This is a genomic window from Paractinoplanes aksuensis (assembly GCF_024137025.1).
Lineage (GTDB): Bacteria > Actinomycetota > Actinomycetes > Mycobacteriales > Micromonosporaceae > Actinoplanes > Actinoplanes aksuensis.
In genome coordinates this window covers 272,800-298,673 of the sequence record NZ_JAMYJR010000001.1, presented here as the reverse complement: position 1 = coordinate 298,673, position 25,874 = coordinate 272,800, and the positions used below count along the sequence as shown (strand labels likewise).

Here is a 25,874-nt window from a genome sequence, read left to right as displayed (position 1 = left end):
ACTCGCATGACGGTGCCGCTGACGCTTCTCGGGCTGCTCGAACGCGAGCCCAGCCACGGTTACGACCTCAAGCGCGACTACGACGCGTTCTTCGGGCGCGACAAACCGCTCTCCTTCGGCCAGGTCTATTCGACGCTCAGCCGGCTCGCCCGCGACGGCAAGGTCGTGATCAGCGACCCCGAGGCGGGGGCCGGGCCCGACCGCAAGCGCTATGTCATCACCGATGCGGGGGCGACCGAGGTCGACTCGTGGCTGACCGAGCCGGTCGCCCCCGAACCCCACCTGCAGACGGTGCTGTTCGCCAAGGTGACCCTCGCGCTGCTGCTCGACCGCCCGGCCGAGCAGTATCTCGACACCCAGCGCGCCGCCCACATGCAGCGCATGCGCGAGCTGACCACGGTCAAGCGCTCGGGCCGCCTGGTCGACTCGCTGCTGGCCGACCACGCCCTGTTCCACATCGAGGCCGACCTGCGGTGGATCGAGCTCACCGCGGCCCGGCTCGACGCGCTGGCCCGGGAGGTCCGGCGATGACGACCGTGCTCGAGGCCCGCGACGTCCACTTCGCGTTCGGCCGCACGCCCGCCCTGCGCGGCGCCGACCTGCGACTGGGCGAGGGCGAGATTCTGGCCGTGATGGGGCCCAGCGGCTCCGGCAAGTCCACGCTGCTGCACTGCCTGGCCGGCATCCTGGTCCCCGATTCGGGTGAGATCCACTTCGACGGGCAGCGCATCGACCGGCTCGGCGAGACCGGACGCAGTGCCCTGCGCCGCGACAAGTTCGGGTTCGTGTTCCAGTTCGGACAGTTGGTGCCCGAGCTGAGCGCCGAGGAAAATGTTGCCCTTCCGCTGCTGCTTTCCGGCGTACGCCGTTCGGCCGCGACCGCCGAGGCCCGGGTCTTACTCGAGCGGCTCGGCCTCGACGGGCTGGCCGCGCGCACCTCGGGCGAGCTCTCCGGCGGCCAGGCGCAACGGGTGGCGCTGGCCCGGGGCCTGGTCGCCCGCCCGCGGGTGCTGTTCGCCGACGAGCCCACCGGCGCGCTCGACTCGCTCACCGGCGAACAGGTGATGGACCTGCTGGTCGGTTCGGCCCGCGCCGAGGGCACCTCGGTGGTGCTCGTGACGCATGAACCGCGCGTGGCCGCGTACGCGGACCGGGAAGTTGTCGTGCGTGACGGCAAGGTGCTGGCGCTGACCGCGGAGCCCGCCGCATGATCCGCCTCGGGTTGCGCCTCACGCTGGCGGGGGGACGTGAGGCGCTGGTCCGGCTGGTGGTCATCGCGCTGGCCATGGCCCTCGGGGTCGGCCTGCTGCTGGCCGCGCTGGCCGGGCTGGGCGGCGTGTCGAGCCAGAACGACCGCTACGGCTGGGCCAACTCGACCGTCGAGGCCGGCCCCGACCCGCTGTGGTGGCAGACGCGGATCGACGGCTTCGACTCGCGCACGATCGGCCGGGTCGACCTGGCCGCCACCGGGCCGCAGTCGCCGGTGCCACCCGGCCTGCCCCGCCTGCCCGGCCCCGGCGAATACTTCGCGTCCCCGGCCCTGGCCGAGCTGATCGCCACCACTCCCCGAGCCGAACTGGCCGACCGCTATCCCGGCCGCCTCGCGGGGACCATCGGCGACGAGGCCCTTCCCTCGCCCGATTCGCTGGTCGCCGTGGCCGGCTGGTCCCCGGCCGAGCTGTCCCAGCGCCCCGGCGTCCGGCGGGTCGGCACCATCGCGAGCGTCGCCCCCACGAGTTGCCCGGGCGGCTGCTGGGCCGGCATCCCCACCGCCGGGCTCCAGCTGATCCTGGGTGTGGTCGCGGCTGCGCTCATCTTCCCGCTGTTCATCCTGGTCGGCACGACCACCCGTCTCGCCGCCACCCGCCGCGAGCAGCGGTTCGCGGCCATGCGCCTGGTCGGCGCCACGCCCCGGCAGGTCGGGGTCGTCTCCGCGGTCGAGGCGACAGTCTCGGCCGTCGCCGGCACCGCGCTGGGGTTCGGCCTGTTCCTGGCCTTCCGCGACGCGCTGGCCGCGATCCCGTTCACCGGCGCGCCCATGTTCCCGGCCGATCTCGCCCTCGGCCTGCCGCTGGTGCCGGCGGTCGCCCTCGGTGTCCCGGTGCTGGCCGCGTTGGCCGCCCTGGTCGCGCTGCGACGCGTACGGGTGTCGCCGCTCGGCATCACCCGCCGGGCTGCCGCCCGTCCGCCGCGGGCCTGGCGGATCGTCCCGCTGCTGGCCGGGCTGGCCGAGCTGTCGTACTTCGTCGGCCGCCGCCCGTCCACCACGGACGGTCAGATCGTGGCCTATCTGTCCGGGATCCTCGTGGTGATGATCGGGCTGGTCGTGGCCGGGCCGTGGCTGACCATGGCCGTCGCCCGCATCGCCGCCCGCCGCGCGAACGGCACGGCCGCGCTGATCGCCGCCCGTCGGCTGGCGGGCAACCCCAAGGCCGGGTTCCGCTCGGTCAGCGGGCTGGTGATCGCCCTGTTCGTCATGACAGTGGCCGTCGGCATCATGGGCTCGCTGGCCGCCGACCGACCGGCCGCGGGCAGCGCCCACAGCTCGGTGCTGCACACCATCTTCCGCGAGGGGTTGCCCGCTCCGACCGGCGATCCGGTTCCGGCCGCTTTGAAGACCCAGCCCGGCGTACGGGAGATCGCCGTGACCCGGCACCCGCCGGCCGACCGCCCACCGCCCGAGGTGCCGCTGGGCGACTGGGGCTGGCCCACGGCCCTGGTGTCCTGCGCCGACCTGGCCGCCATGCCGTCCAACGGTCGCTGTGCCCCCGGCGCCGGCACGGCGTGGGTCTACAACGGGCTGGAAGGCCCCGAAGGCTGGGACGGCGTCTGGCCCACGGCCGACGTCGCGCCCGACCGGCTGCCGGCCCTGGCCGTCGACTCGATCGTCACGTACACCGACGGTTCCCGGGCCGCGCTCGAACGCGCCCGTACCACCCTGAGTACGGCCCACCCGATGCTGTACTCGCCGTACACGGACGCCGAATGGAACGCCGAGTCGGCGCGGACGTTCGAGGGCTGGCAACGCCTGGCCGACGTGGTCGTGCTGACCAGCCTGGCCGTCGCCGGGTGCAGCCTGGCCGTGGGCATCGCGGCCGGCCTGAGCGAACGCAAGCGCCCGTTCAGCCTGCTCCGCCTGACCGGCGTGCCGCTGCGCACGCTGCGCCGGGTGGTCGCCCTCGAGAGCGTGACCCCGCTGCTGGCCGCGGCGGCGGTTGCCCTGGGCGCGGGCCTGCTCGCGGCCCACCTGTTCCTGCGGGCGCAGATGCAGATCTCGCTGCACCCGCCGGGCCTGTCGTTCTACGCGACCGTGCTGGGCGGTCTCGCGGCCTCGCTGGCCGTGATCAGCCTGACCCTGCCCCTGCTGCGCCAGATCACCGGCCCCGAGGCCGCCCGCGGTGACTAACCGATGTGGGCGTCGACCGTCGCCAGCACGGGGGCCAAGTCGGCCTGCTCGATCACGCCGTCGGGCCGGAAGGGCAGCCGGGCCAGCCGTTTCACGCCGTCGGCCCAGATGGTGCGGTCGGCCGGCGCCGGTGTGTGCAGGTCGGTCTGCTCGCCGCAGTGCGGGCAAGCGAAGTACGCCATGTTCTCGACCCCGCCCAGCACGGGCGTGCGTACTGAGCGCAGCACGCTGAGCGCGCGCCCGGTGTCGAGGTGCGAGACCTCGGCCGGCGTCACGACCAGGATCGTCCCGACCCGCCCGGCGCCGGCCAGCACGCCCTGCTGCGTGAAGCTGATGCCGGGCGGCAGGTCGACGACGAGGACCTCGACGTCACCCCAGTCGGTCTCCTTGAGCAGGCGGCCCAGCATGAGGTCGGCCAGATCGGTGCCGAGGGCCAGCCCCTGGTTACCGGCGACCAGGAACCCGGCCGAGGCGACCTTCAGCCCGTCGACCTCCACCGCCTCCAGCCCCGGGTCGCGGCCGCCGCGGTTCCAGCTGGCCAGGGTCACCGTGCGGGCCGGCGCGTCCCGCCGGATCCCCAGCATGCGCGGCACGTCGGGCCCGGCGATGTCGGCATCCACCAGCCCGGCCCGGCGACCGGCCCGGGCCAGCTGCCGCCCGAGGGCCACGGCCACGCTGGTCTTGCCGACGCCACCCTTGCCACTGGCCACCGCGATGATCGGCGTCTCGCCCATTCACACACCGTACTGCGTGACGACCGCCAGCCGATCCTCCAGCGGCCCGGCGGGCACATCGACAATCGTGAAACCCATTTCGGCGTACGCCTCCTGGTGGATCCGTTCGAAGGCCAGCGACTCCACGAACGAGATCCGGCGGGCCGCCGTGGGCCGGACAAAACCCAGATTGCGTACGAAGAACACGTGCGGCTCGTAGAAGCCGTCCTCCCGGATCCGGTCCAGTTCGGCCAGCAGCCCCGCCGACGGCTCGACCCCCGCATAGCGGCTCAACGCCAGCGTGCACACGGGCGACCGGTCGAAGAACGTGACGCCGTCGCCGGCCCGGCGCTGCCGCTCTTGCTGCAGCTCGAGCACCTGGTCGATGAAGGCCGGCTCGCGCCACGGCTCCTCGACACCCCGGGCCTGCGCCAACGCGATCACGTCGGTCGCGGCCTCCTCGACGACCGCGTACCCGGCCACCTCGAGCCCGCGCAGCAACGCCGTCTTGCCCGACCCCGGCGTGCCGGTCAGAATGTGCCTGGTCATGGCTGGGGTGGGCGCCACATCATGGTCATCTCGTGCCCGCTCGCCGCGGTGATCTTGCGGTGCGGCGTGAACCCGAGCCGCGCGCAGCGCCAGCCACCCGAACAGCGCCCGTGCTCATCGAAGTCAGCCTCTCCCCCGCGACGTCCCGAACACTAGAACGCTGCGACGCCTCCGTCCATCGGCCTCACGCCACTTCGCCTCGGCGTCTCGGCCCCTCAACAGCGCCGCTCGACCGGTCGTCCGTGTGCGGCGCTCGCCTCACCCCGGAACGTTCCCGAGCGAGCCGCTGCGCGGGTGGGCGGGCGTCGATGGGATACTTCCGGGGTTCGTGACCGCTTTGAGACAACGGGAGATCGCGGCCTGATGGTTGCCTTTGAGCTGGCTGTTCAGGATGCGTACGGGCTGGCCGTGGCGGCGCGGCTCCCGGTGGACCGGATCGAGCTCTGTTCGGCGCTGCCGCTGGGCGGGGTGACGCCGTCGCTGGGGTTCGTCGAGGCGGCCGTGGGCACGCCCGGCATGCCCCCGGTACACGTGCTGGTCCGGCCGCGGCCCGGCGGTTTCGACTATGAGCCGGCCGAGGTGGCGACGACCCTTTCCGACGTACGCCATGTCGTGCGCGCCGGCGCGGCCGGGGTGGTCGTGGGGGCCGTACGCGGGGGAAAGATCGACGGTGATTTCACCGCGCGCGTGGTGGAGGCGGCCGGCGAGGCCGACGTGACGTTCCACCGCGCGTTCGACATGGTGGAAGACCCGTACGCGGGCCTCGACGAGCTCGTTCGGCTCGGGGTGCGGCGGATCCTGACGTCGGCCGGGGGAGCTCGGGTCGCCGACGCGCTGCCGGCGCTGGCCGGGCTCGTGACCGCCGCGGCCGGCCGCCTCGAGATCATGGCCGGCGGCGGGATCCACCCGGGCGTGGTCGAGAAGATCGTGGCCACCGGCGTCCCGGCCGTGCACGCCTCGGCCAAGCGGGTCGTCCGCGACGCCGTCGGCGTCTCGCTGGGCACGGCCGACAGCGCCGGGCGCGAGACGACCGACGAGGACGAGGCCCGCCGCGTCATCGACGTGCTGCGCACCTTGGCCGGATAACGCAACCCCGTTCCTGGTCGCGGCCCTGTTCCTGCTGACCCGGCAGCGCGGACGGGTCCGGATCGGCACCGTCATCGACTCGGCGATCATCACGGTCGGCGTGGGCATCGTCTACTGGACGGTCGTGATCGACCCGATCCTGACCGACTCGTCGCTGCCACTGCTGTCCCGGGCGGTCACGGCCGGCTACCCGACGGCGGGCGTGCTGCTGTGCGCGGTGATCGTGCCGATGCTGTTGCAACGCGGACCCCGCACGGCGAGCCTGTGGCTGCTCACCGCGGCCAGCGCCCTCACCCTGGCCGCCAACGCCATCTACACGCTGCTGCCCGAGTTCTCGGCCCGGTTCAGCTCGGTCGTGTTCACGAGCTACCTGCTGGCGTACGTCCTCTGGGCCGCCGCCGCCCTGCACCCGTCGGCCGCCCATCCCCCGGCGGCGCAGAGCGACCGGCTCGGGCGGGGCCGGCTGCTGGTGCTCACCGGCTCGATGCTGCTCGTCCCCGGGCTGATGCTGGCCCACGGCGAGAGCGGCGCCGGGCGGGACTTCTGGCTGACCGCGGCGTTCGGCTCGATGGCCCTGTTCGTGCTGGTGGCGACCCGCCTGTCCGGCTACATCACGCGGGTCGACGGGCAGGCCCGGCAGCTGCGCGACCAGGCCGAACGGGACGACCTGACCGGCCTGCCCAACCGCCGCCAGTTCGAGCGCCTGGCCGCTCGGGCCGCCGCGGACGGCCCGTGCCAGGTGGTCATGCTCGACCTGGCCGGCTTCAAGCACATCAACGACCGGCTGGGCCGCGCGGTGAGCGACCAGGCGCTGGTCGCGGTGGCGGGCCTGCTGCGCGACAGCGTGCGCGGGGACGATCTGGTGGCCCGGATGGGCGCGGACGAGTTCGCGGTGCTGGTGCGCGACACCCGGCCCGGCGAGGCCGCCGCAGTGGCCGGGCGGATCGCCGAACTGGTCCGCCGGCCCGTGCACGCCGGCGAGCACGAACTGCTGCTCAGCGCCCGGCTCGGGGTGTCGGCCGGGTCCGAGCAGAACGCGGTCGAACTTGTCCGGCGAGCCGACACGGCCCGGTACGCGGCCAAGGCCTCCGGCGGGCACCTGACGGTCTACAGCCCCGAGTTGGACGAGCGGGCCGAAGCCGCCGAACGGCTCGGCGCCGACCTGCGGCACAGCCTGTCCGACGGCGACTTCCACGTGGTCTATCAACCGATCGTCGAACTGTCGGACGGTCATACAGTCGCCGTGGAGGCGCTGGTCCGCTGGCAGCACCCGGTGCGGGACCAGGTCAGCCCGGCCTGCTTCATCCCGGTCGCCGAGGACAACGGCCTGATCGTCGAACTCGGCGAGTGGATCCTGCGCACCGCCTGCGCCCAGCTCGCCAGGTGGCGCCGCGACCGGGGCGCGGAGGCCCCCGGCTACATCAGCGTGAACGTGTCGGCCCGGCAGCTCAGCGAGCCCGGCTTCGCCGGCGTGGTGACGGCCGTGCTGTCCGAGCACGGCCTGGAGCCGTCCGCGTTGCTGGTCGAGGTCACCGAAACGGCCATCTTCGGCGGCGGCGTGGCCATCGAGGCGGTGGAGGCCCTGCACCGCGCCGGGGTGCGGATCGCCCTGGACGACTTCGGCACCGGCCACTCATCCTTGGGCCTGCTACGCACGGTCCCGGTCGACGTCCTGAAGGTCGACAAGTCCTTCGTCGACGAAATCACCGAGGGCGGCCGCGCCGTCATCGTCGACGCCCTGATCCACGTCAGCACGGGCCTGGGCCTGCGCGCAGTAGCCGAAGGCATCGAAACCGCCGAACAGGCCGCCTACCTGCGAGCCCTCGGCTACGAATACGGCCAGGGCTACTACTTCGGCAAACCCGCCGCCGACCTCAGCCCGCTCACCACCTCACACCACACCGCCGCCGGCTGACCCAATTTCGCCACATCACCAGTTGGCCCGGCCACGCGGTCGCCCACTGAGCCACCACGGCCACGCGTTCGCCCGCATGGCCGCCCAGCCACGCGGCGTCCTCTGAGCCTTCCGGCCACCTGGTCGCCCATTGAGCCGCCCGGCCACGCCGTCGTTCACTGGACCGCCCCTCCCACGCGGCGTCCTCGGAGCCGCCCGGCCACCCAGTCGCCCACCGGGCCAGCCAGCCGCGCGGTCGTCCGCTGGGCCGTTCCAGTTCCAGGTCGCGGATCGTGCCGCCGCGTCAGCGGGAGAGGTCGTGGCGGCGGTGGGTCAGTTTTTCGGCCAGCCAGATCGGGAGCAAGCGGCGGGCCGGGAAGACCAGCGCGGCGTTGCTGCCGACGGCGTAGCGCTGGCGGGGTTTGGCCGCCTCGATCGCGGTGACGATGGTGGCGGCGACCCGCTCGGCCGAGGTGCCGCTCGCCTCGTTGCGGTTGAGGGCGGCCAGCATGCGTTCGTAGTCTGGCGCGTGCGGGGAGCCCGGCTCGATGTAGCTGGTGCGGCGCTCGCTGATACCCGTGCTGATGGAACCCGGCTCGACCGTCGTGAACCACACGCCGTACGGGGAGAATTCGTGCCTGGCCCCGTTGCTGAAGCCCTTGATGGCGGCCTTGGTCGCGACGTACGACGATCGATAAGCGAGCGGGAACGACGCCAGCATCGAGCCGACCATCACCACCCGCCCGTAGCCGCGTTCGCGCATGCCGGGCAGGGTCAACTGCGTCAGCCGTACGGGGCCGAGCACGTTGACCTGGAACAGCCGCTGCAACGCATCGGCCGGCAACTCCTCGAACGGCCCGGACTGGCTCTCCCCCGCATTGTTGACCAGGATGTCGACGTCCTTGACCCGCTCGGCCAGGGCTTCGATCGACTCCGGCTCGTTGAGGTCGAGCGGCAGATAATCGATTCCCGATCGGGGCGTCACGGCCTCCGGGCGCCGGCTGGTGCCGAGCACCCGGTAGCCGCGCCCGGCGAGGGCGATCGCCGTGGCCAGGCCGATGCCGGACGAGGCGCCGGTGACCAACGCAGTTCTCATGCGCGCACCCTATCGGGCGGCGATCCCGTTGATCGAGGTCGTCCCCTGCTGCGCCGGCACCCCGAACGCCCGCAGGAACTCCGCCGGGAAGTTCAGGTCGGGCGTGGTCAGCCCGTCGAGCCTGGAACGTTCCAGGTCCGACAACTCGACCCGCAGCGAGGCGAGGTTGGCATCGAGCTGAGCGACCGTCCGCGCCCCGACGATCGTGGACGTGACCAGCGATTGCTGCCGCACCCAGGCCAGCGCGACGGCGGCCACCGTGGTGGCGTGCGTGGCGGCGACCTCGGCCAGCACGTCCAGCAGCGCGAAAGTGCGCTCGGTGAGGTGCCGTCCGACGAACGGACCACGCCCGGCGCCTTCGGGCGCCAGGTTCTCCCGGTTGTACTTGCCGGTCAGCACGCCATTGGCCAGCGGACTCCACGGCATCACCCCCAGCCCGAACTCCTCGGCCACGCCGAACAGCTCCCCCTCACTGGTCCGCTCGAGCAGGTTGTACTCGACCTGAATGGCCGCGATGGAGGCCCAGCCCCGCCACTCGGCCAGGGTGGCCATGCGTGCGACGGCCCAAGCCGGAGTGTCCGACAGTCCTACATAACGAACTTTGCCCGCCCGCACGAGGTCATCAAGCGTGGACAGCGTCTCCTCCAACGGAGTGTGCCGATCCCAGTTGTGCTGCCAGTAGAGGTCGAGATAGTCGGTACCGAGCCGCCGCAGCGACGCGTCGATGTGCTGCCGGATCGCCTTACGCCCCGCACCCCCACTGTTGGGGTCGGACGGATCCATGCTCAGCGCGAACTTGCTCCCGAGGACGAGCCGGTCCCGAAGGCGCGGGTTCTTCCCCAGGTACGCCCCCAGCACCTCCTCGGACCGGCCACCCATGTAGGCATTGGCCGTGTCGATGAAGTTCCCGCCGGCATCCAGATAGCGCTCGAGGATCGCGGTAGACGTTTCGTCATCGGCCCCCCACGACGGATCCCCGAACGTCATGGTGCCCAACGCAACCGGACTGACCCGAAGCCCAGAACGGCCAAGCGTGCGGTAATCGGTGAGATTCAAAGTTCTACCTTTCAACGGAGTAAACGCTCACCGCACAAGCTGCGGACACTCACTTTCGACAGCCAGGGTGTCCATCTCGACGGCTCGCAACGAACGGGTGTTTCAGAACGGAAAGTCGGTGGCGGCCACGCCAAGCACCGCCAAGAGGTTGGGGCGGCAGGCCAAGCACCGCGAAGTAACTGGAGGCAGCAAGGCCAAGCACCGCGAAGTAACGAAAGGCAGCAGAGCCAAGCACCGCGACCTGGTGACCGCGACCGAGACGACCCGAGGAGCTGAAGTTGCTCAGCTCAGCGCCGCACCCCACTCAGCACGACGTGGACGGCGGCAAAGCCGACAGGCCGACTGTCCAACCCGACACTCGCGGCGGGCCGGCCTTTCAAGACGGGAAGTCGGTGGAAGCGGCCAAAGCTTTGTCGAGCTCCGCTTGGCGGCCGGTGAGGGCGGCCTGGACGGCGGCGTGGGCGTCGGAGCCGAGTGTCAGGCGGCGGGGTGCGGGTGTTGTCGTCGCGGCGGTGATGATGGCGGCGGCTACCCGGGCCGGGTCGCCGGGGGCGTCGGCGGTGAGGTTGCCGCCGCCGGCCTTGATGTAGCGGTGTAGCCGGCCGGCCGGCGTGGCGGCGTAGGCGGGCAGCGGATCGGCGATCGACAGCGCGGCGCCGAAGTCCGTGCGGACGCTGCCCGGCTCGATCATCGTGACGCCGATGCCGAACGGCGCCACCTCGGGGACGAGCGATTCGAGGAAGCCTTCGATCCCCCACTTGGACGCGTGATAGAGACTCGCCCCCGGACTGCTGATCTGGGCCCCCATCGTGGTGGTCTGGATGATGCGGCCGCCGCCCTGGGCTCGCAGGTGCGGCAACGCGGCCCGGATCAGTTGGATCGGCCCGGTGAGGTTGACCGCGATCTGCTCGGCGATGGCCTCGTCGGACAATTCCTCGGCCGCGCCGACCGCGCCTCGGCCGGCATTCGAGAAGATGACATCGATACGGCCCAGGTCGGCGAAGGCTCGTCCCACAACGTCGCGTACGGCCCTGGTGTCAGTTACGTCGAGGGTGGTCGTCCAGAGTTCGCCGCCCTGCCGCCGCAGGACTTCCAGGCGGTTCTCGTCGCGGGCCGTTGCTGCGACGCGATGTCCCGCTTTCAGCAACTGCTCCGCGACCGCGCGGCCGATGCCGGCCGACGCTCCGGTGATGAACCAGGTCGCCATCTGGGTGCTCCCAACCTCTAAACCAACTGGATGGTTGGAAAGCTAACCGAGGCTTGGCCGCGAAGTCAACCATCCAGTTGGTTTCGTCACGCTGCTACGCTCTGGCCATGGGTTACGACTCCGCTGCCACTCGTTCCCGGCTGCTGGACGCCGCTTACGACGAGTTCGTGGAGCGTGGCCTGGCCGGCGCCCGGGTCGACCGCATCGCGGCCGCCGCGCAGGCCAACAAGCAGGCCATCTACGCGTACTTCGGGTCGAAGGAAAATTTGTTCGACGCCGTTCTGGCGGCCCGCCTGGGCGTGCTGGCCGACGAGGCGCCGTTCGACCCGGACGACCTGCCTGGTTATGCCGGCGCGCTGTTCGACGCGCTCGCGGCCACCCCGGGCCTGATGCGGTTGACCCAGTGGAGCCGCCTGGAACGCAGCGACGCCACCCCGGGTGAGATCGAGTCCCATCGGGCCAAGGCCCAGGCCGTACGGAAGGCTCTCGACCTTCCCGACGACCTGGCCGCCACCGACATCCTGGAGATCGTGATCGCGATCGCCACCACCTGGGTCAACATGCCGGCGGGCTTGAAAACCACCACCTCGGCCCGGCAGCGGATCCACCGGGCGACGGTAGTCGCGGCCACCGAGGCCATCATCAAGGCACTCTGACGACCATCCGCACGACGCCTCACCCCCAGTAGCCGCTCCCATGGCCCGTGCGGCGGGCCCTCATGACCGGTCAAGGCGCCGCCGAGATTGCGGCGGCCTGCGGCGAGCAGGTTGGCTACGGCGTTGACGCGTCGGGCGGACTTTGGCGGTCGGCGCAGGGCGAGGCGGTGCGGCGGGCGGCGGAGCTGCGAGGCGGACTACTCGGGGGTGAGTCGGCCCGCAGCTCGGCGGGTAGTCCGTCACGGTCGGTGAGACCGGCGCCCTATTCGGAGGGCGAGTGGGCCCGCAGCTCGGCCAGCAGGCCGTCGCGGTCGGTGAGGACGGCGCTCAGGATTCGGCGGCCGGCGGCCAGCAGGTCGGCCACGTCGGGGGTGCTCAGGGCGTACATGACCAGGCTGCCGTCGCGGAACGAGACCACCACGCCGGTTCGGCGCAGGACGGCCAGTTGCTGGGACAGGTTGGAGGGCTCGACGTCGATCTCGGACAGCAGGTCGCGGACCGGGCGTGGGCCGGCCTGCAGCAGTTCGAGCACGCGGATGCGTACGGGATGGCCCAGAGTGCGGAACATTTCGGCCTTGGCCTGGTAAAGCGGCACGGACATCGACTTCTCTCCCACCTGAAATGCGAAATCAGCAATTGTCCAGGTGGCGAATTGCAGAATTCTTCAAGTCCCGGCGTAATCACCTATATGTTCCGAGCCGGGCCCGTGTCCAGGACGGACAGCGTGTCCGATCGACGTCCGCAACGATCGGCCATGCTCGTTGCACGGACACGGAAGGAGCACACGGGGAATGGCCGACATGGACGTGGCACTCAAGGACGCACTGCAGCTGGAGGGCGCGCTCGCGGTGGCGATTGTGGACTGGACCAGCGGAATGGCGCTGGCCACGGCGGGCGGCGGCTTCGGCTTCGACGTCTCCGTGGCGGCGGCGGCCAACACCGAGGTGTTGCGGGCCAAACTGCGGACGCTGGAAATGCTCGGCCTGCGGGAAGGGGTCGAGGACATTTTGGTCACGCTCGACTCGCAATATCACCTGCTCCGGCCGATCACAGCACCGGACGGCGGTGGCCTTTTCCTCTATCTCGCCCTCAACCGGGATCGCGCCAACCTGGCGATGGCGCGGCACAAGTTGCGGATCATCGAGAAGCAGTTGGAGATCTGAATCCGGCGATCAGCGCACCTAAAGTGCGGACCAGGCGGGGCTCGACGTCGACGACGGCGTGGGCCAGTTCGGGCTCGGACTTGTAGAACTCGCGCAACTGAGTGCCGGGCGCGGCCATTTGCCAGAGCGCCCCGGCCAGACCGGCCGCGGTGGCCACGACGTCGTACGCCTGCTGTTCGCTCAGCTCTTCGCGCCGGCTCAGATCACCGGCGACGGCCCGCACAGCGGCCAGTGACGCGCGCTTGTAGACGCGGACCGACTCGAAGGACACGTTGCGCTCGAGGTTGAGCGGGATGTGGGCCAGCAGGTCGCAGAACAGCGGGCGCGACACGAACGAGCGGGCCAGCACCTCTTCCGGCGGGCCCGACTCCCACGACGAGCGGACGCCCTCGGTCCAGTCGGCCCAGCACTCGACGGCCAGCGCCAGGAAGATCTGCTCGCGGGTCTCGAAGTAGCGCAGCATCGCCGACTTGTGCAGGCCGACCTCGGCCGCGACGTCGGTCAGGGTCACCTCGCGAACGCTGCGCGCGGTGGCCAGCGCGCGGGCGGCGTCGAGGATCGCCCGTTCGCGCTGCTGCTTGGCCTCGGCGCTGCGGGCCCGGGTATTGGACGTCACACCCTCAGCTTACACAACGCCGTTGCGGTATTAACGAAACCGCGTTTCACTAAACCCATGACACAGACATGGTTCATCACCGGATCGTCGCGGGGCTTCGGCGCCGCTCTCGCTCGCGCCGCCCTCGAGGCGGGCGACCAGGTCGTCGCCACGGCCCGGAAGCCGGCCGACCTCGACGCGCTCGTCACCGCGTACGGAAACAAGGTTTTGGCGGTTGCCCTCGACGTGACGGACCGGGCGGCGGCCGAGATCGCGGTGGCCCAGGCTGTCGAGCGGTTCGGGCGCATCGACGTCGTGGTCAACAACGCAGGCTACGCCAACGTGGGGCCGATCGAGACGACCGACGAGGACGACTTCCGCCGGCAGTTCGACACCAACTTCTGGGGCGTATACAACGTGACCCAGGCGGTGCTGCCGGTGCTCAAGAAGCAGGGCGCGGGCACGATCGTGCAGTTCTCGTCGGTCGGCGGGCGGGTCGGGGGCACACCGGGGCTCGGCTCGTACCAGGCGGCCAAGTTCGCGGTCGACGGCTTCACCCGGGTGCTGGCCACCGAGACAGCGCCGTTCGGCCTGCGCACACTCGTGGTCGAGCCGAGCGGCTTCGCCACCGACTGGGCCGGCTCGTCGATGAGCGTCCACAATATCCCCTCCGAGTACGCCGATACTGTGGGCCAGGTCGCAGCGGGCGGCGCCGGCCGGGCGGCCAACCTGGTCGCGGGCGATCCCGCCCGGGCCGGCGAGATCCTGGTCCAGCTGGTCAAGCGTGAGCACCTGCCCACCCACCTGCCGATCGGGGTCAACGCGGTCGAGATGTCGCGGGCGTACTCGCAGAAGCAGATCGCCGAGGTCGACGAGTGGGCCGCGGTGGGCCGCTCGGCCGACTTCAGCCAGCCCTACCCGGCCACTTATCCACAGGACTGACCAAGCAATCCCGCGATCATGGGACGGTCCGCGTAGCGTGCTGGGCGTGAGCCACTTCGTCGAAGGTGTCGTCGCCAACGCCGGCCGGGCCCGCACGGGCATGGTCACCGGCGAGCCCGGTCAGCCCGTCCGTCGATCGTGGAACGACCTGCACGAGCAGGCCCGGCGCATAGCCGGTGGACTCATGGCCGGCGGGCTGCGGCCCGGTCAGGCGGTGGCCGTGCTGGCCGGTCAACCGGCCGAGATCGCCCCGGTGGCGCAGGGTGTGTGGCTGGCCGGCGGCAGCATCACGATGCTGCATCAGCCCACCCCGCGCACCGATCTCGCGGTCTGGCGCGACGACACGCTGCGGGTGCTGCGGATGATCGACGCCCAGTCGGTCGTCGTCGGTGCGCCCTTCGAGGCGATGGCGCCCGCCCTCGACGCGTACGGGATCCGGCACTTCGCCCCGGCCGAGCTGAGCATCGGGCCGGGGGCCGACCCGGTGGCGGTCGACGACGACAGTCCCGCGCTGTTGCAGCTCACCAGCGGGTCCACGGCCGAGCCCAAGGCCGTCCGCATCACCCACCGCAATCTGTACGCCAACCTGAGCGACTCGAGCGAGCACCTGAGCTGCGGCGAGGACGGCGTGATGGTGTCGTGGCTGCCGATGTTCCACGACATGGGCATGATCGGCTGCCTGGCCCTGCCCATGCTGAGCGGGCTCGAACTGGTCAGCGTCACGCCGGCCGACTTCCTGGGCCGGCCGCTGCTCTGGGCCGAGCTGCTCAGCCGGTACGGCGGCACGATCACCACCGCCCCCAACTTCGCCTGGGCCGTGCTGGCCCGCCAGCTGGCCCGGGTCGAGCCGGGCGAGCTCGACCTGTCGAAGCTGCGGGTGGCCTGCAACGGCGCCGAGCCGATCGACCCGTCCACGATGCGGGCCTTCGTCCAGGTGGCGTCGCGCTTCGGCTTCGACCCGGGCGCGGTCAACTGCTGTTACGGCGCCGCCGAGAGCACGCTGGTCATCTCCATGTCCGGCGTGCCCGACCCGATGCAGCTCGACCGGGTCGACGCCGCGGCGCTGGAGAACGAGAGTCTGGCCACGCCGGCCGAACCCGCCGCCACCGCGAGGGAGATCCCGATGCTGGGGCGGCCCTTCCCGAGCGTCGAGGTGCGGGTGGTCGACGACGAGGGCAAGCCGCTCGGCGACCGCCAGGTGGGCCAACTGCAACTGCGCGGCGAGTCGGTGACCGACGGCTACCTGACGCCCGACGGCTGGGAGTCGGCCCGGGACGCCGACGGCTGGCTCGACATCGGCGACGAGGGTTACGTGGCCGACGGCCAGATCGTGGTCTGCGGCCGCCGCAAGGACGTCATCATCATGGGCGGCCGCAACATCTACCCCACCGACATCGAGCGGGCCGCGGGAACGGTCCCCGGCGTCCGCGAGGGCAACGTGGTCGCGGTGCGCCTGCTGGCCGGCGACGGCGTGGCCCGCGAGTCGTTCGCCGTCCTGGCCGAGTCCCGCTCGGCCGGCGACGAGACCGCCGCGGCCCAGATCGCCCGCGAGGTCACCTCCCGCGTGGTATCGGAGATCGACGCCCGCCCCGCGCAGGTCCGGGTGCTGCCGCCCGGCTCCCTCCCCAAGACACCATCCGGCAAGCTGCGCCGGGCCGCGGCCCGTGAATTGTTGCTCGACCGCTGACAGTCGGGCACCAGCGCATCCGGCTTGCTGACGCTGTGCGGGGTCAGGGTGGCGATTGCCCGACTGCACGGTTGCCGCAACAAATGGCAACCGCTTGCGCGGGGGTGGGGGTGGCAGCGTGCAATTGCGGGGTGACATCTGCGGATACGGACGAGGTGGCTCGGGCCACGGGCCTGGTGGCGGAGCAATTGTCCGGGGTCGGGCGGCTCGGGGTGGCGTTCTCGGGTGGGGTCGACTCGTCGGTTCTGCTGGCGCTGGCGGTGCGAGCGCTGGGGGCAGACCGGGTGGTGGCTGTGCTCGGGGTGTCGCCCAGCCTGGCCGGCGACGAACGGGCGGCCGCGCACCGGGTGGCCGGGCGGATCGGCGCGGTGGTGGTCGAGGTCGAGACCCGCGAGGGTGACCGCGAGGCCTACCGCGCCAATGGACCCGACCGGTGTTTCCACTGCAAGGACGAGCTTTTCACCCGCATCGGGGCCGAGGTCGCCCAGCGCCATCGGCTCGATGCGATTGCGTACGGGGAGAACGCCGACGACGTCCGCCGGCTCGACCGGCCGGGGGCGCGGGCGGCGGCCGAGCACCGGGTGCTGACTCCGCTCGCCACAGCCGGGATCGACAAGGCAGCCGTACGGCGGATCGCCCGCGACCTTGACCTGCCGTGTGCCGACAAGCCGGCCGCGCCCTGTCTGGCCTCGCGCATTCCGCATTTCCAGATCGTCAGCCCTCGTAAGCTCGGCCAGGTGGAGCAGGCCGAGGCGGCGCTGCGGCGGCTCGGGTTCGGCGATCTTCGCGTACGCCATCACGGGGACGTCGCCCGCCTCGAGCTCCCGGCCGACGAGCTCGTGCGGGCCGTGAGTGAGCCGCTGCGGGAGCGGGTACACGCGGCCGTGACCGGAGCCGGCTTCCGCTTCGTCACGCTCGACCTGGCCGGCATCCAGTCCGGAGCATTCACCGGCGCCTACGTGAACGCGGGAGAGCGCGGCCGTCCCGAACCCACGGCCGACCGCGCAGCTGAGCCCGACCGCGCAGTTGAGCCCGACCGCCCGACCAGCCGGGACCGAACGGAAAGCAGAGGCTGAACCCGCTCGATGACTGACACCCGACCGACCCCTGACCTGGCCTCCTACGCCGACCTCGATCTGGATCGGGCGCACCGGCGCGGCTATCCCGAGGCCGTTTTCTGCGCCGGCAAGACCCCCGAGCAAGTCGCCGGCATCGCCGCCGCAGTGCGAGAAAGGCCCGAGCTCGTCACCCTCTTCACCCGCGCCACCGGGGAACACGCCACGGCGATCCGGAGCGTTCTGCCCGATGCCTTCCACGACCCGGCGGCCGGCCTGCTCGCCTGGCCTCCCGCTCCCCCGGAACCCAGCGGTGGCCGCGTCGTCGTGGTTGCCGCCGGCACGTCCGACCTGGCCGTGGCCCGCGAGGCCGCCCTCTCCGCGCAGTATCTGGGCCGGCGCACCGACCTGGTCGTCGACGTCGGCGTGGCCGGTCTGCACCGCATCCTCAAGCACGTCGACCTGCTGCGCCAGGCCCGCGCCGTCGTCGTCGTGGCCGGCATGGACGGCGCCCTGCCCGGTGTGGTGGCCGGCCTGATCGCGGCGCCGGTGGTCGCCGTGCCCACCTCGGTCGGCTACGGCGCTGCCTTCGAAGGGCTGGCCGCCCTGCTCACCATGCTCAACGCCTGCGCGCCGGGGGTGGCCGTGGTCAATATCGACAACGGGTACGGGGCCGGGCACCTCGCGGCGCAGATCGCGGCGCCGGCATGACCCGGCACGTGTGGATCGACGCGTCGGCCGGGGTCGCGGGCGACATGCTGCTCGGAGCGTTGCTCGACGCCGGGGCCTCGCTCCCGGCCGTGCAGTCGGCGGTGGACGCTGTCGCCGGTGGCGCGGTCCGGATCCGTACGCGGGAAGTGACCCGCGCCGGGCTCCGCGCGCTCAAGGCCGAGGTCGAGGTGCTCGCCGACGACCCATCCCACCGCACCTGGCGTGACCTACGGGACCGTCTGAAGGAGGCGGACGCGGCCACCGCCGTGTTCCGCTGTCTGGCCGAGGCCGAGGGCCGGGTGCACGGCATCCCGGCCGAGGACGTGCATTTCCACGAGGTGGGGGCGCTGGACGCGATCGCCGACGTGGTGGGCTGCTGCGCGGCCCTGGCCGACCTCGGCGTCACCAGTGTGTCGGCCGGCCCGGTGGCGCTGGGCTCGGGCACTGTACGCGCTCAGCACGGCCGCCTGCCGGTGCCCGCGCCCGCGGTGGCCGAGTTGGCCCGGGGTTGGCAGGTGTCGGCCGGCGGCGACGGCGAGCTGGCCACGCCGACCGGGATGGCGCTGCTGCGCACGCTGGCCCGGGCCTGCGAGCCGCTGCCGCCGATGGTGCTCGACCGGGTCGGGGTGGGCGCGGGCACGCGGGATCCGGCCGGGCGGTCCAACGTGGTCCGGGTGCTGGTCGGCGCGGGCGAGGCGCCGGTGGAAGAGCCGCCGCCGGCGGGCCGGGAGCAGAGCGCGGTGCTCCTCGAGGCCAACGTCGACGACCTCGACCCGCGGCTGTGGCCGGGCATCCTGGCCGCGCTGCTGCGCCGGGGCGCCTCGGACGCGTGGCTGGTGCCGATCGTGATGAAGAAGGGCCGCCCGGCCCACACGCTGAGCGTGCTCTGCTCGCCGGCGCTGGCCGGGCCGCTGCGCGAGCAGATCTTCCGGGACACGAGCACGCTCGGGATCCGCCACAGCCCGTACGGGAAGGTGGCCCTGGACCGTGGTTTTGCCGACGTGACAGTGGACGACACCCGGGTGGTGGTCAAGATCGGCCACCGGGACGGGGTGATCCTGCAGGTCATGCCCGAGTTCGAGGACGTCGCCGCGCTGGCCCGCCGCCAGGACCGGCCGGAGCGGCTCGTGCTGCAGGACGCCCTGGCCGCCGCCCTGGACGCCGGCCTGACCGTCGGGGCCGAGCTCGGCATGACCTTGCGCCCGGCGTGACACGCCTCAGCGGCGGACCGGCGCTTCGCGCAACAGACGCTCGGTCTCGGCGATCAGTTCGGTGTCGCCGTCGAGGTCGGGGGCCAGCAGCGTGAGCACCTCGCGCACCGATCCTGCGCGTTCTTCGTACGGTTGAGCGCCCGCGTCGGCCACCGGGGCCCCGGCGCCGCGCAGATGATCGATCCAGGCGGCCAGGACGCGCGCGGCTCCGGTCGGCAGGCGGCCGGCCGACCGCTCGGCCCGCAGCACCGGCACGACCCGGATCGGGATCTTCTGCGAGCCGTCGGCGGCGATCTGGGCCAGGGTGTGCCGGATGCGCGGGTTGGCGAAACGTTCGAGCAGGGCCGCGCGGTAGGCGGTCAGCTCGTCGGCGGGCAGCGGCACGTGCCGGCAGGCCTCGTCCCACCACTGATCGAGCCAGGCCCGGCACTGCGGGTCGGTTACGGCCGCGGACACCGTCTCGTGGCCGAGCGCGCTGCCCGCGTACGCCAATAGGGAGTGCCCGCCGTTGAGCAGCAGCAGCTTGCGGGTCTCGTGGGGCACGACGTCGTCGACGAAGCGAGCCCCGCCGCGTTCCCAGGCCGGGCGGCCCGCCGGGAAGTCCCCGCTCAGGATCCACTCGGTGAACGGCTCGGTGACCACCGGAACGAGGTCGTCGTCGAGGACGTCCTCGGAAGTCGTCCGCGGGGTGATGCGGTCGACCATCGTGGCCACGAACGAGACGTTGGCGGTGACCCACTCGTCGAGCGCGGGGTCGAGGCGCTGCGCCAATTCGTGCACGACATGAGCGGTGGCGTCGGCGTTTCCGGGCAGGTTGTCGCACGAAACGATCGCGATCGGACCGGAACCGGCCAACCGGCGCGCAGCCAGCCCGGCGACCAGGCGGTCGGCGACCACTCCGCCGGGCGCGTAGGCGGCCTCGGTCATGGTGATGGTCAGGACGGCGACGGCCGGGTCGGCGACCGCATCACGCCAGGCGGCCGCGTCGCTGCCCGGGAAGGCCGCCACGATCGATGTCTGCACCTGCAAGTCGTCCTGCGAAGGTCCCCGTACGATCAGGGTGTATCGACCGTCCTGCCGAGTCAGCGCCTCGGCCAGTGCGGCCGACCGCCCGGTGAACGCGGCGATCCCCCACCCGTCGTCGAAGCCGGTGTACCAGGCCTGGTGGGCGCGGAAGAAGCCACCGAGCCCCAGGTGCACGATGCGGACGGGGGCGCTCACAGCTTGAACACCTCGCGCGGCTGAGTGACGACGAGGCCGGTCAGCGTGTCCAGGGCCTCGTCCTCGTCGAGGCGGTGCTCGGCGACCAGCCCGGCCAGGAACCCGGCGTCGAGGCGGCGGGACATGTCGTGCCGGGCCGGGATCGAGCAGAACGCCCGGGTGTCGTCGATGAAGCCGGACAGCCGGCTGAACCCGGCGATCTCGGTGACGCCCTGCTGGTAGCGGCGGATCTCGCTCGGGTTGTCGAGGAACCACCACGGCGCCCCGGCGTACACCGAGGGGTAGAAGCCGGCCAGCGGCGCGATCTCGCGGCTGTAGACGTCGGGGTCGACCGTGAACAGCACGAGATGCAGGTTGGGGTGGGTGCCGAAGCGTTCGAGCAGCGGCTGCAGGGCGGCCGTCAGCTCGACCGCGACCGGGATGTCGTGGCCGGTGTCGGGGCCGTAGGCGGCCAGCGTGGCCGGGTGGTGGTTGCGCCAGATGCCCGGGTGCAGCGTCATGACCAGGCCGTCGTCGCACGACATGCGGGCCATCTCGAACGTCATGTGCCGCCGGAAGGCCAGCGCCTCGCGCGGTGTGGCCGTTCCGTTGAGCGCCGAACGATAGATTCGCTCAGCTTCGCTCAGTTCGAGCGGCTCGGTTCCGGCGTCGAAGTGCCCGTGATCGGCCGAGACCGCGCCCAGCGAGATGAAATAGCGCCGCCGTTCCTCCAGCGCCGCGATGTAACCCGCATAGTCGCCCACGTCGCCGCCCAGCTCCTTGACCAGCTCGGGCCAGCCCGGCCGGCCGGCCTCGAGGTAACGGTCGGGCCGGAACGTCGGCGCGATGCGCGTTCCGATCGTTTCGTCGTCGCGCAGTGCGCGGTGCGCGGCCAGATCGTCGGCCGGGTCGTCGGTGGTGGCCAGAAAAGCGATGTCGAAACGCTCAAGAAGTGCGCGCGGCCGGTGGCTGTCCTGAGCGAGTTGCGCGGCAATCTGATCGTAAAGTGCATCGGCGTTGTGCGCGGATGGCCGTTCACTCACTCCGAAGACGTCCACCAACGACGACTCGAACCAATACCGCACGGGCGTACCCCGCAGAAGGTGCCAGTTCGCGCAGAAAAGGCGCCAGGTCTCGCGCGCCCGCTGCTCGGAAAGCGGCCCCTCCCCCACCCCGAGATCGGTCAGCGACACCCCACCGGAATGCAGCAGCCGCGTCACGTAATGGTCGGGCTGGATGAACAGCGAAGCCGGGTCGACGAAAGGCTGGTCGTCCAGAATCAGCCGCGGATCGACGTGCCCGTGCGGACTGATGATCGGCAGCCCCTGAACTTCCGCGTAGAGACGGCGGGCAATGGACCGGACGCCCGGATCAGCGGGCAGCAGCCGGTCGGGGTGCAACGTCAGGGCAGCCATGGCCCGAGCCTCATCGCCCCGGCCGAGCTGTGGCAATCAGTTGCCAGATGTTGCCTGAGCGCCGGGGCAACAACTGGCAACTCGTTGCGCGCAGGTTGACGGGCGGCACACAGTGACCCCGATCACTGCCTCCGGCTAGCAGCTCAGAGGAGCGGAAATATGAACCCCAAGAAGCTTACGGCGCTGGCCGGTGTTGCGGCCTTGGCGCTGGCATTGGCCGCCTGTGGTGGCGGCGACGAGGGTGGCGAAGGTGGCGCCGGCAAGACGCTCAACGTTTTGATCGCCGCCAATACCCAGTACCCCGACGAATTCGCGGCCTGGCAGAAGGACGTCAGCGCCAAGTTCAAGGCCCGGACCGGGGCCGAGGTCAAATTCGAGACCTTCGCCAGCGCCAACGACGAGCTGACGAAGATCCAGACCTCGGTGGTGTCAGGCTCCGGCCCGGATGTGTACGCGGTCGGCACCACCTTCACCCCTACCGCCTATTCGACCGGCGCCTTCGTGAAGCTGGGCGACGAGGAATGGAACAAGATCGGCGGCAAGGACAAGTTCAACCCGGCCACGCTGGGCATCTCCGGTCCGGACGAGCAGAACCAGGTCGGCATCCCGTGGGTCAGCCGCCCGTTCGTCATGGCCTACAACACCGACATGCTCAAGGCAGCCGGCATCGACAAGCCGGCGACCACCTGGGACGAGCTGGGTCAGCAGGCCAAGCAGATGACCAAGGGCGACGAGTTCGGGCTGGCCATCGCCTACAAGGACAACTTCGACCCGTGGAAGTTCGTCTGGGGCATGTCCGTGCAGGCCGGCAACCCGCTGGTCGACGGCAAGACGGCCAAGCTGCAGGACCCGACCGTGCAGAAGGCCTACGACACGTACTTCGGCTGGCTGACCCGCGACAAGGTGGTCGACCCGGCCGCCGTGGGCTGGACCAACCCGCAGGCCGTGGCCGCGTTCGCCAAGGGCAAGACCGGCTACTTCATGCTGACCACGCCGACCGCGATCAACTCGCTGGAGCAGGGCGCGGTCAAGGGCAAGTGGAAGTTCGCGCTGCTGCCGACCGTGCCGCCCGGCGCCACCACACGCCCGGCCGACGGCGTCGAGGCCGCTTCGATCCTGTCGGGCGACAACCTGCTGGTCGCGGACTACTCCAAGAACAAGGACCTGGCTTTCGAGTACGTCAAGCTGGTCACCGATCAGGAGACCCAGCTCGACTACTACAAGAAGTTCGGCAACCTGCCGGCCAACGCGGCCGCGCTGCAGACGCTGGCGTCGGACCCGCAGCTGGGCCCGGTGACCGAGGCCGCGCAGAAGTCGGTGGCCACGCCGTTCACCGGCGCCTGGGGTGACATCCAGCTCGCGCTGACCAACGTGGCCGTGCAGTCGCTGCCCGACCTGGGCAAGGGCTCGATCAGCACGCAGCAGATCGACTCCCGGATCGCCGACGCGCAGAAGGCCGCCCAGACCGCGCTGGATCGAGCCAAGTAATGACCATCCTCGCCCGGCCGCCCGAGAAGATTACGGCCAAGAAGGAACAGCGCCGCCGCGGCGTGACCGAGCGACAGCGTCCGCTGTGGCTGCTCACGCCGGGCGGGGTCCTGATGGTCCTGGTCATCCTGATCCCGCTGGCCGTGGCCCTGTGGATCTCGCTGATCGACCTGGACCAGTACACGCTGCGGCGCTGGGTCGAGGCGCCCTTCATCGGGCTCGACAACTTCGTCGAGGCGTTCGGCTCGGGGCTGCTCAACTCGATCTGGATCAGCGTCTCGTTCTCGGTGCTGTCGACGATCGCGACGGTGCCCATCGGCATCGCGGCCGCGCTGGTCACCCAGAACAAGTTCCGGGGGCGCGGCCTGGTGCGGGCGGTCTTCCTCATCCCGTACGTGTTGCCGTCGTTCGTCGTAGCCACCGTGTGGCGCACGATGCTGCAGCCGGACGGGGTGGTCAACGCCTGGTTGTCCAAGGTCGGCATCGAGGGCGGCCTGTGGCTGACCGGCCCCCGGTCGTACTGGGCTCTGATCCTGGTCGAGATCTGGGCCGCCTGGCCGTTCATCTATCTGATGGCGCTGGCCGCGCTGCAGTCGGTCGACCACGAGGTGCACGAGGCGTCGGCCGTCGACGGGGCGCCGTGGTGGCCCAAGTTGTACCGGGTGATCCTGCCCTACCTGCGAGGGCCGGTGCTGCTGGCCTGCCTGCTGGCCACGCTCAACCACATCAACAACTTCACGTTGCCGTTCGTGCTGTTCGGGGCGCCGGCCCCGGAGGACGTCAACGTGATGCCGATGATCGTCTACGTGACCAGCTTCCAGAGCCTGCGGTTCGGGCTGAGCGCGGCCATGGCCGTGCTGTCGCTGGTCCTGATCGCGATCCCGCTGTTCGTCTACCTGCGGGCCGTACGACTCGACGTGCACGAGGAAGGGGGCCGTCGATGACCACGACCGCTTCGCACGAGGCCACCCGGCTGCTACCGCGCTGGCTGCTGGTCACGCTGACCACGCTGCTGGTCGTGATGGTGCTGATCCCGGTGCTCTACATCGTGCTCGCCTCGCTCAACAGCGACGTGGGCGTGGCCAGCGGCGAGTACTGGCCGAGCTCGTTCAGCCTGGACAGCTACACCCGGATCTGGACCACGGCCGACCTGTCCAGCGGCATCCTGAACAGCCTGATCGTCTGCGCCTTCACGGCGGTGGCCTCGGCCCTGCTCGGCACGACCACGGCGTACGTGCTGGTCCGCTACACGTTCCTCGGGCGGCTGACCATCCTGCGCGGGCTGGTCGGACTGCAGAGCATCCCGGGCACCCTGATGCTGCTGCCGGTGTTCGTGCTGTTCTCGTCGGCCGGCAACTACCTCGGCCTGACCGTGATCGGCACCCGGTGGGGGCTGTTCGTGGCCTACCTGACGTTCGCGCTGCCGTTCTCGACCTGGGTGATGGTCACCTACCTGCGCGGCCTGCCGCGCGAGCTGGAGGAGGCGGCCCGCACCGAGGGCGCGTCCACGATCGTCATCCTGTGGAAGATCATCTTCCCGCTGAGCCTGCCCGCGATCGTCGTCTCCGGCATCTTCGCGTTCCTGCTCGGCTGGAACGACGTACTGTTCGCGTCGGTGCTCACCCGGCCGGAAACGCACACCGCGGCGGTCGCGCTGCAGATCTTCGGCTCGCAGCAGGAGGGCGGCGCGCTGCCGGTCTATTCGCAGATGATGGCCGCGGCCCTGATCTGCGCGGCCCCGGTCGTGTTGCTGTACCTGGCCTTCCAGCGCTACCTCGTGGGCGGCCTGACCGCGGGCAGCGTCAAGTGAGGGTCGCCCTGATCGGCCCCGGGACGGTCTCGGTCGTGCACCTGGCGGCGATCGAGAAGCTCGGGGCCGACCTGGCCGGAGTGTGCGACTCGACGCGCGACCACCGCGCGTTCCTGGACGAACTGCGGCCGGACGTTGTCCATATCTGCACGCCGCATGACCGTCACGTGCAGATCGCGCAGGACGCGCTTGAGCGCGGCGTGCATGTGTTGCTCGAGAAGCCGGTCGCGAACACGATCGCGCAAGCCGAACTGCTCGTGGCCGCAGCCAAGGACCATCCGGCGGTCAAGATCGGCGTCTGCCTGCAGAACCGCTACAACGCGACCAGCCGGGCCGCCCGCGACATCCTGGCCTCCGGTTCGCTCGGCCGGATCGCCGGCGCCTCAGCGAGCGTGCTGTGGCACCGCGACGCCGCCTACTACGACGCCCGGCCCTGGCGCTCGGTACGGTCCCGGGCGGGTGGCGGCGTGCTCATCAATCAGGCGATCCACGCCCTCGACCTGCTGCAGTGGCTGGTCGGTGACGTGGTCACGGCCAAGGGGCACGCCGGGCGCTACGGCGGGCTGCCGGGCGACGTCGAGGACACCGCGCACCTGGTGCTCGACCATGCCGGCGGCGCGCGCAGCGTCTTCTTCGCCACGGTCACCAACGCCACCGACTCGCCGGTCAGCCTCGAGATCGTCGGCGAGCGGGGCACCCTGCTGCTGCGGGGTGACCTCACCGTGGCGTACGCCGACGGCCGGACCGAGACTGTGGCCGAGCTGGCCCCCGGTGGGGCCGGACGGTCGTACTGGGGCGCCTCGCACGAATTGCTCATCGCCGACTTCTACCGCTCGCTGAACGACCCCGAACCGTTCTGGATCGGGCCCCAGGAGGCGCTGGCGACCCAGCGCCTGATCGACGAGATCTATCGAACCACCAGCTGAAGGGCACC

The 25,874-nt window shown here is 71.2% G+C and carries 25 protein-coding genes; 16 read left to right on the top strand and 9 right to left on the bottom strand.

What is annotated here, in order from left to right:
- Positions 1-6: 6 nt before the first annotated feature.
- From M1L60_RS01410 to M1L60_RS01400, 3 genes are read left to right on the top strand one after another with little or no spacing between them, the layout of a single operon-like run.
- The gene (locus M1L60_RS01410; protein WP_253235383.1) at positions 7-531 is read left to right on the top strand and encodes a PadR family transcriptional regulator; all 525 of its coding nucleotides are present in this window, start codon (positions 7-9) and stop codon (positions 529-531) included.
- Positions 528-1,211, top strand: a complete 684-nt coding sequence (locus tag M1L60_RS01405; RefSeq protein ID WP_253235382.1) for an ABC transporter ATP-binding protein — start codon at positions 528-530, stop codon at positions 1,209-1,211. The genes M1L60_RS01410 and M1L60_RS01405 overlap by 4 nt, the downstream gene beginning before the upstream one ends.
- The gene (locus tag M1L60_RS01400) at positions 1,208-3,406 is read left to right on the top strand and encodes an FtsX-like permease family protein (protein ID WP_253235381.1); all 2,199 of its coding nucleotides are present in this window, start codon (positions 1,208-1,210) and stop codon (positions 3,404-3,406) included. The genes M1L60_RS01405 and M1L60_RS01400 overlap by 4 nt, the downstream gene beginning before the upstream one ends.
- Here M1L60_RS01400 and M1L60_RS01395 read toward each other — a convergent pair.
- Positions 3,403-4,140 (bottom strand): Mrp/NBP35 family ATP-binding protein, encoded by a 738-nt coding sequence (locus M1L60_RS01395; protein WP_253235380.1) that lies wholly within the window; start codon positions 4,138-4,140, stop codon positions 3,403-3,405. The genes M1L60_RS01400 and M1L60_RS01395 overlap by 4 nt on opposite strands.
- Positions 4,141-4,668, bottom strand: a complete 528-nt coding sequence (locus M1L60_RS01390; RefSeq protein ID WP_253235379.1) for an AAA family ATPase — start codon at positions 4,666-4,668, stop codon at positions 4,141-4,143.
- Between the two features lie 363 nt (positions 4,669-5,031).
- On the opposite strand from M1L60_RS01390, the gene M1L60_RS01385 reads away from it, so the two are divergent.
- Together M1L60_RS01385 and M1L60_RS01380 are read left to right on the top strand one after the other, a co-directional pair.
- On the top strand, positions 5,032-5,754 hold the full coding sequence (locus M1L60_RS01385) for a copper homeostasis protein CutC (RefSeq protein WP_253235378.1): 723 nt from the start codon (positions 5,032-5,034) through the stop codon (positions 5,752-5,754).
- 100 nt (positions 5,755-5,854) lie between these two features.
- Entirely contained in the window at positions 5,855-7,669 is a 1,815-nt protein-coding gene (locus M1L60_RS01380) for a putative bifunctional diguanylate cyclase/phosphodiesterase (protein ID WP_253235377.1), read from the top strand.
- A 283-nt stretch (positions 7,670-7,952) separates the two neighbouring features.
- Here the strand turns inward: M1L60_RS01380 and M1L60_RS01375 are convergent, their stop codons facing one another.
- From M1L60_RS01375 to M1L60_RS01365, 3 genes are all read right to left on the bottom strand, one after another.
- Positions 7,953-8,744, bottom strand: a complete 792-nt coding sequence (locus tag M1L60_RS01375) for an SDR family oxidoreductase (protein WP_253235376.1) — start codon at positions 8,742-8,744, stop codon at positions 7,953-7,955.
- A 9-nt stretch (positions 8,745-8,753) separates the two neighbouring features.
- Positions 8,754-9,800, bottom strand: coding sequence for an aldo/keto reductase (locus tag M1L60_RS01370; RefSeq protein WP_256515816.1), 1,047 nt, complete (start codon positions 9,798-9,800; stop codon positions 8,754-8,756).
- Positions 9,801-10,176: 376 nt separating this feature from the next.
- Positions 10,177-11,007 carry an SDR family oxidoreductase gene (locus M1L60_RS01365; protein WP_253235374.1) on the bottom strand — a complete coding sequence of 277 codons (831 nt, stop codon included), beginning with the start codon at positions 11,005-11,007 and terminating at the stop codon, positions 10,177-10,179.
- A gap of 107 nt (positions 11,008-11,114) precedes the next feature.
- Here M1L60_RS01365 and M1L60_RS01360 point away from each other — a divergent pair, with 107 nt between their 5' ends.
- The gene (locus M1L60_RS01360) at positions 11,115-11,663 is read left to right on the top strand and encodes a TetR/AcrR family transcriptional regulator (RefSeq protein WP_253235373.1); all 549 of its coding nucleotides are present in this window, start codon (positions 11,115-11,117) and stop codon (positions 11,661-11,663) included.
- 262 nt (positions 11,664-11,925) lie between these two features.
- Here M1L60_RS01360 and M1L60_RS01355 read toward each other — a convergent pair whose 3' ends face one another.
- Positions 11,926-12,264 (bottom strand): ArsR/SmtB family transcription factor, encoded by a 339-nt coding sequence (locus tag M1L60_RS01355; RefSeq protein WP_253235372.1) that lies wholly within the window; start codon positions 12,262-12,264, stop codon positions 11,926-11,928.
- A 190-nt stretch (positions 12,265-12,454) separates the two neighbouring features.
- Here M1L60_RS01355 and M1L60_RS01350 point away from each other — a divergent pair, with 190 nt between their 5' ends.
- On the top strand, positions 12,455-12,826 hold the full coding sequence (locus tag M1L60_RS01350; RefSeq protein WP_253235371.1) for a hypothetical protein: 372 nt from the start codon (positions 12,455-12,457) through the stop codon (positions 12,824-12,826).
- On the opposite strand, the gene M1L60_RS47655 is transcribed toward M1L60_RS01350, so the two are convergent.
- Positions 12,801-13,442, bottom strand: coding sequence for a TetR/AcrR family transcriptional regulator (locus M1L60_RS47655; protein ID WP_253235370.1), 642 nt, complete (start codon positions 13,440-13,442; stop codon positions 12,801-12,803). The genes M1L60_RS01350 and M1L60_RS47655 overlap by 26 nt on opposite strands.
- A 57-nt stretch (positions 13,443-13,499) precedes the next feature.
- Here M1L60_RS47655 and M1L60_RS01340 point away from each other — a divergent pair, with 57 nt between their 5' ends.
- The 5 genes from M1L60_RS01340 to larC all read left to right on the top strand — a co-directional run bounded on the left by M1L60_RS01340 (position 13,500) and on the right by larC (position 19,027).
- The gene (locus M1L60_RS01340) at positions 13,500-14,363 is read left to right on the top strand and encodes an SDR family NAD(P)-dependent oxidoreductase (RefSeq protein WP_253235369.1); all 864 of its coding nucleotides are present in this window, start codon (positions 13,500-13,502) and stop codon (positions 14,361-14,363) included.
- Positions 14,364-14,409: 46 nt separating this feature from the next.
- Complete coding sequence (locus tag M1L60_RS01335) at positions 14,410-16,050, top strand: fatty acyl-AMP ligase (protein WP_253235368.1); 1,641 nt, start codon at positions 14,410-14,412, stop codon at positions 16,048-16,050.
- Positions 16,051-16,181: 131 nt separating this feature from the next.
- On the top strand, positions 16,182-17,126 hold the full coding sequence (gene larE / locus M1L60_RS01330) for an ATP-dependent sacrificial sulfur transferase LarE (RefSeq protein ID WP_308208406.1): 945 nt from the start codon (positions 16,182-16,184) through the stop codon (positions 17,124-17,126).
- 9 nt (positions 17,127-17,135) lie between these two features.
- Positions 17,136-17,816 carry a nickel pincer cofactor biosynthesis protein LarB gene (larB, locus tag M1L60_RS01325; protein ID WP_253235367.1) on the top strand — a complete coding sequence of 227 codons (681 nt, stop codon included), beginning with the start codon at positions 17,136-17,138 and terminating at the stop codon, positions 17,814-17,816.
- The gene (gene larC, locus M1L60_RS01320) at positions 17,813-19,027 is read left to right on the top strand and encodes a nickel pincer cofactor biosynthesis protein LarC (RefSeq protein WP_253235366.1); all 1,215 of its coding nucleotides are present in this window, start codon (positions 17,813-17,815) and stop codon (positions 19,025-19,027) included. The genes larB and larC overlap by 4 nt, the downstream gene beginning before the upstream one ends.
- Positions 19,028-19,033: 6 nt before the next feature.
- On the opposite strand, the gene M1L60_RS01315 is transcribed toward larC, so the two are convergent.
- Positions 19,034-20,248: a mannitol dehydrogenase family protein gene (locus M1L60_RS01315; RefSeq protein ID WP_253235365.1), complete on the bottom strand. Its 1,215-nt coding sequence runs from the start codon at positions 20,246-20,248 to the stop codon at positions 19,034-19,036.
- Positions 20,245-21,642 carry a glucuronate isomerase gene (gene uxaC, locus M1L60_RS01310; protein ID WP_253235364.1) on the bottom strand — a complete coding sequence of 466 codons (1,398 nt, stop codon included), beginning with the start codon at positions 21,640-21,642 and terminating at the stop codon, positions 20,245-20,247. The genes M1L60_RS01315 and uxaC overlap by 4 nt, the downstream gene beginning before the upstream one ends.
- A gap of 159 nt (positions 21,643-21,801) precedes the next feature.
- On the opposite strand from uxaC, the gene M1L60_RS01305 reads away from it, so the two are divergent.
- The 4 genes from M1L60_RS01305 to M1L60_RS01290 are packed head-to-tail and all read left to right on the top strand — an operon-like array spanning position 21,802 to position 25,866.
- Positions 21,802-23,130, top strand: a complete 1,329-nt coding sequence (locus M1L60_RS01305; RefSeq protein ID WP_253235363.1) for an extracellular solute-binding protein — start codon at positions 21,802-21,804, stop codon at positions 23,128-23,130.
- Positions 23,130-24,074 carry a carbohydrate ABC transporter permease gene (locus M1L60_RS01300; RefSeq protein ID WP_253235362.1) on the top strand — a complete coding sequence of 315 codons (945 nt, stop codon included), beginning with the start codon at positions 23,130-23,132 and terminating at the stop codon, positions 24,072-24,074. The genes M1L60_RS01305 and M1L60_RS01300 overlap by 1 nt, the downstream gene beginning before the upstream one ends.
- Positions 24,071-24,940 carry a carbohydrate ABC transporter permease gene (locus tag M1L60_RS01295; protein WP_253235361.1) on the top strand — a complete coding sequence of 290 codons (870 nt, stop codon included), beginning with the start codon at positions 24,071-24,073 and terminating at the stop codon, positions 24,938-24,940. The genes M1L60_RS01300 and M1L60_RS01295 overlap by 4 nt, the downstream gene beginning before the upstream one ends.
- Positions 24,937-25,866: a Gfo/Idh/MocA family protein gene (locus M1L60_RS01290; RefSeq protein WP_253235360.1), complete on the top strand. Its 930-nt coding sequence runs from the start codon at positions 24,937-24,939 to the stop codon at positions 25,864-25,866. The genes M1L60_RS01295 and M1L60_RS01290 overlap by 4 nt, the downstream gene beginning before the upstream one ends.
- The last annotated feature ends 8 nt before the right edge of the window (positions 25,867-25,874 follow it).

Excerpts from the sequence above, each read along its gene's own strand:
- M1L60_RS01355 (WP_253235372.1), bottom strand. The coding sequence starts at position 12,264 with ATGTCCGTGCCGCTTTACCAGGCCAAGGCCGAAATGTTCCGCACTCTG.
- M1L60_RS01305 (WP_253235363.1), top strand. The coding sequence starts at position 21,802 with ATGAACCCCAAGAAGCTTACGGCGCTGGCCGGTGTTGCGGCCTTGGCG.
- M1L60_RS01395 (WP_253235380.1), bottom strand. The coding sequence starts at position 4,140 with ATGGGCGAGACGCCGATCATCGCGGTGGCCAGTGGCAAGGGTGGCGTC.
- M1L60_RS01400 (WP_253235381.1), top strand. The coding sequence starts at position 1,208 with ATGATCCGCCTCGGGTTGCGCCTCACGCTGGCGGGGGGACGTGAGGCG.
- M1L60_RS01365 (WP_253235374.1), bottom strand. The coding sequence starts at position 11,007 with ATGGCGACCTGGTTCATCACCGGAGCGTCGGCCGGCATCGGCCGCGCG.
- larB (WP_253235367.1), top strand. The coding sequence starts at position 17,136 with ATGACTGACACCCGACCGACCCCTGACCTGGCCTCCTACGCCGACCTC.
- M1L60_RS01340 (WP_253235369.1), top strand. The coding sequence starts at position 13,500 with ATGACACAGACATGGTTCATCACCGGATCGTCGCGGGGCTTCGGCGCC.
- M1L60_RS01410 (WP_253235383.1), top strand. The coding sequence starts at position 7 with ATGACGGTGCCGCTGACGCTTCTCGGGCTGCTCGAACGCGAGCCCAGC.
- M1L60_RS01300 (WP_253235362.1), top strand. The coding sequence starts at position 23,130 with ATGACCATCCTCGCCCGGCCGCCCGAGAAGATTACGGCCAAGAAGGAA.
- M1L60_RS01350 (WP_253235371.1), top strand. The coding sequence starts at position 12,455 with ATGGCCGACATGGACGTGGCACTCAAGGACGCACTGCAGCTGGAGGGC.
- larC (WP_253235366.1), top strand. The coding sequence starts at position 17,813 with ATGACCCGGCACGTGTGGATCGACGCGTCGGCCGGGGTCGCGGGCGAC.
- uxaC (WP_253235364.1), bottom strand. The coding sequence starts at position 21,642 with ATGGCTGCCCTGACGTTGCACCCCGACCGGCTGCTGCCCGCTGATCCG.
- M1L60_RS01375 (WP_253235376.1), bottom strand. The coding sequence starts at position 8,744 with ATGAGAACTGCGTTGGTCACCGGCGCCTCGTCCGGCATCGGCCTGGCC.
- M1L60_RS01295 (WP_253235361.1), top strand. The coding sequence starts at position 24,071 with ATGACCACGACCGCTTCGCACGAGGCCACCCGGCTGCTACCGCGCTGG.
- M1L60_RS01405 (WP_253235382.1), top strand. The coding sequence starts at position 528 with ATGACGACCGTGCTCGAGGCCCGCGACGTCCACTTCGCGTTCGGCCGC.
- M1L60_RS01360 (WP_253235373.1), top strand. The coding sequence starts at position 11,115 with ATGGGTTACGACTCCGCTGCCACTCGTTCCCGGCTGCTGGACGCCGCT.
- M1L60_RS01390 (WP_253235379.1), bottom strand. The coding sequence starts at position 4,668 with ATGACCAGGCACATTCTGACCGGCACGCCGGGGTCGGGCAAGACGGCG.
- M1L60_RS01385 (WP_253235378.1), top strand. The coding sequence starts at position 5,032 with ATGGTTGCCTTTGAGCTGGCTGTTCAGGATGCGTACGGGCTGGCCGTG.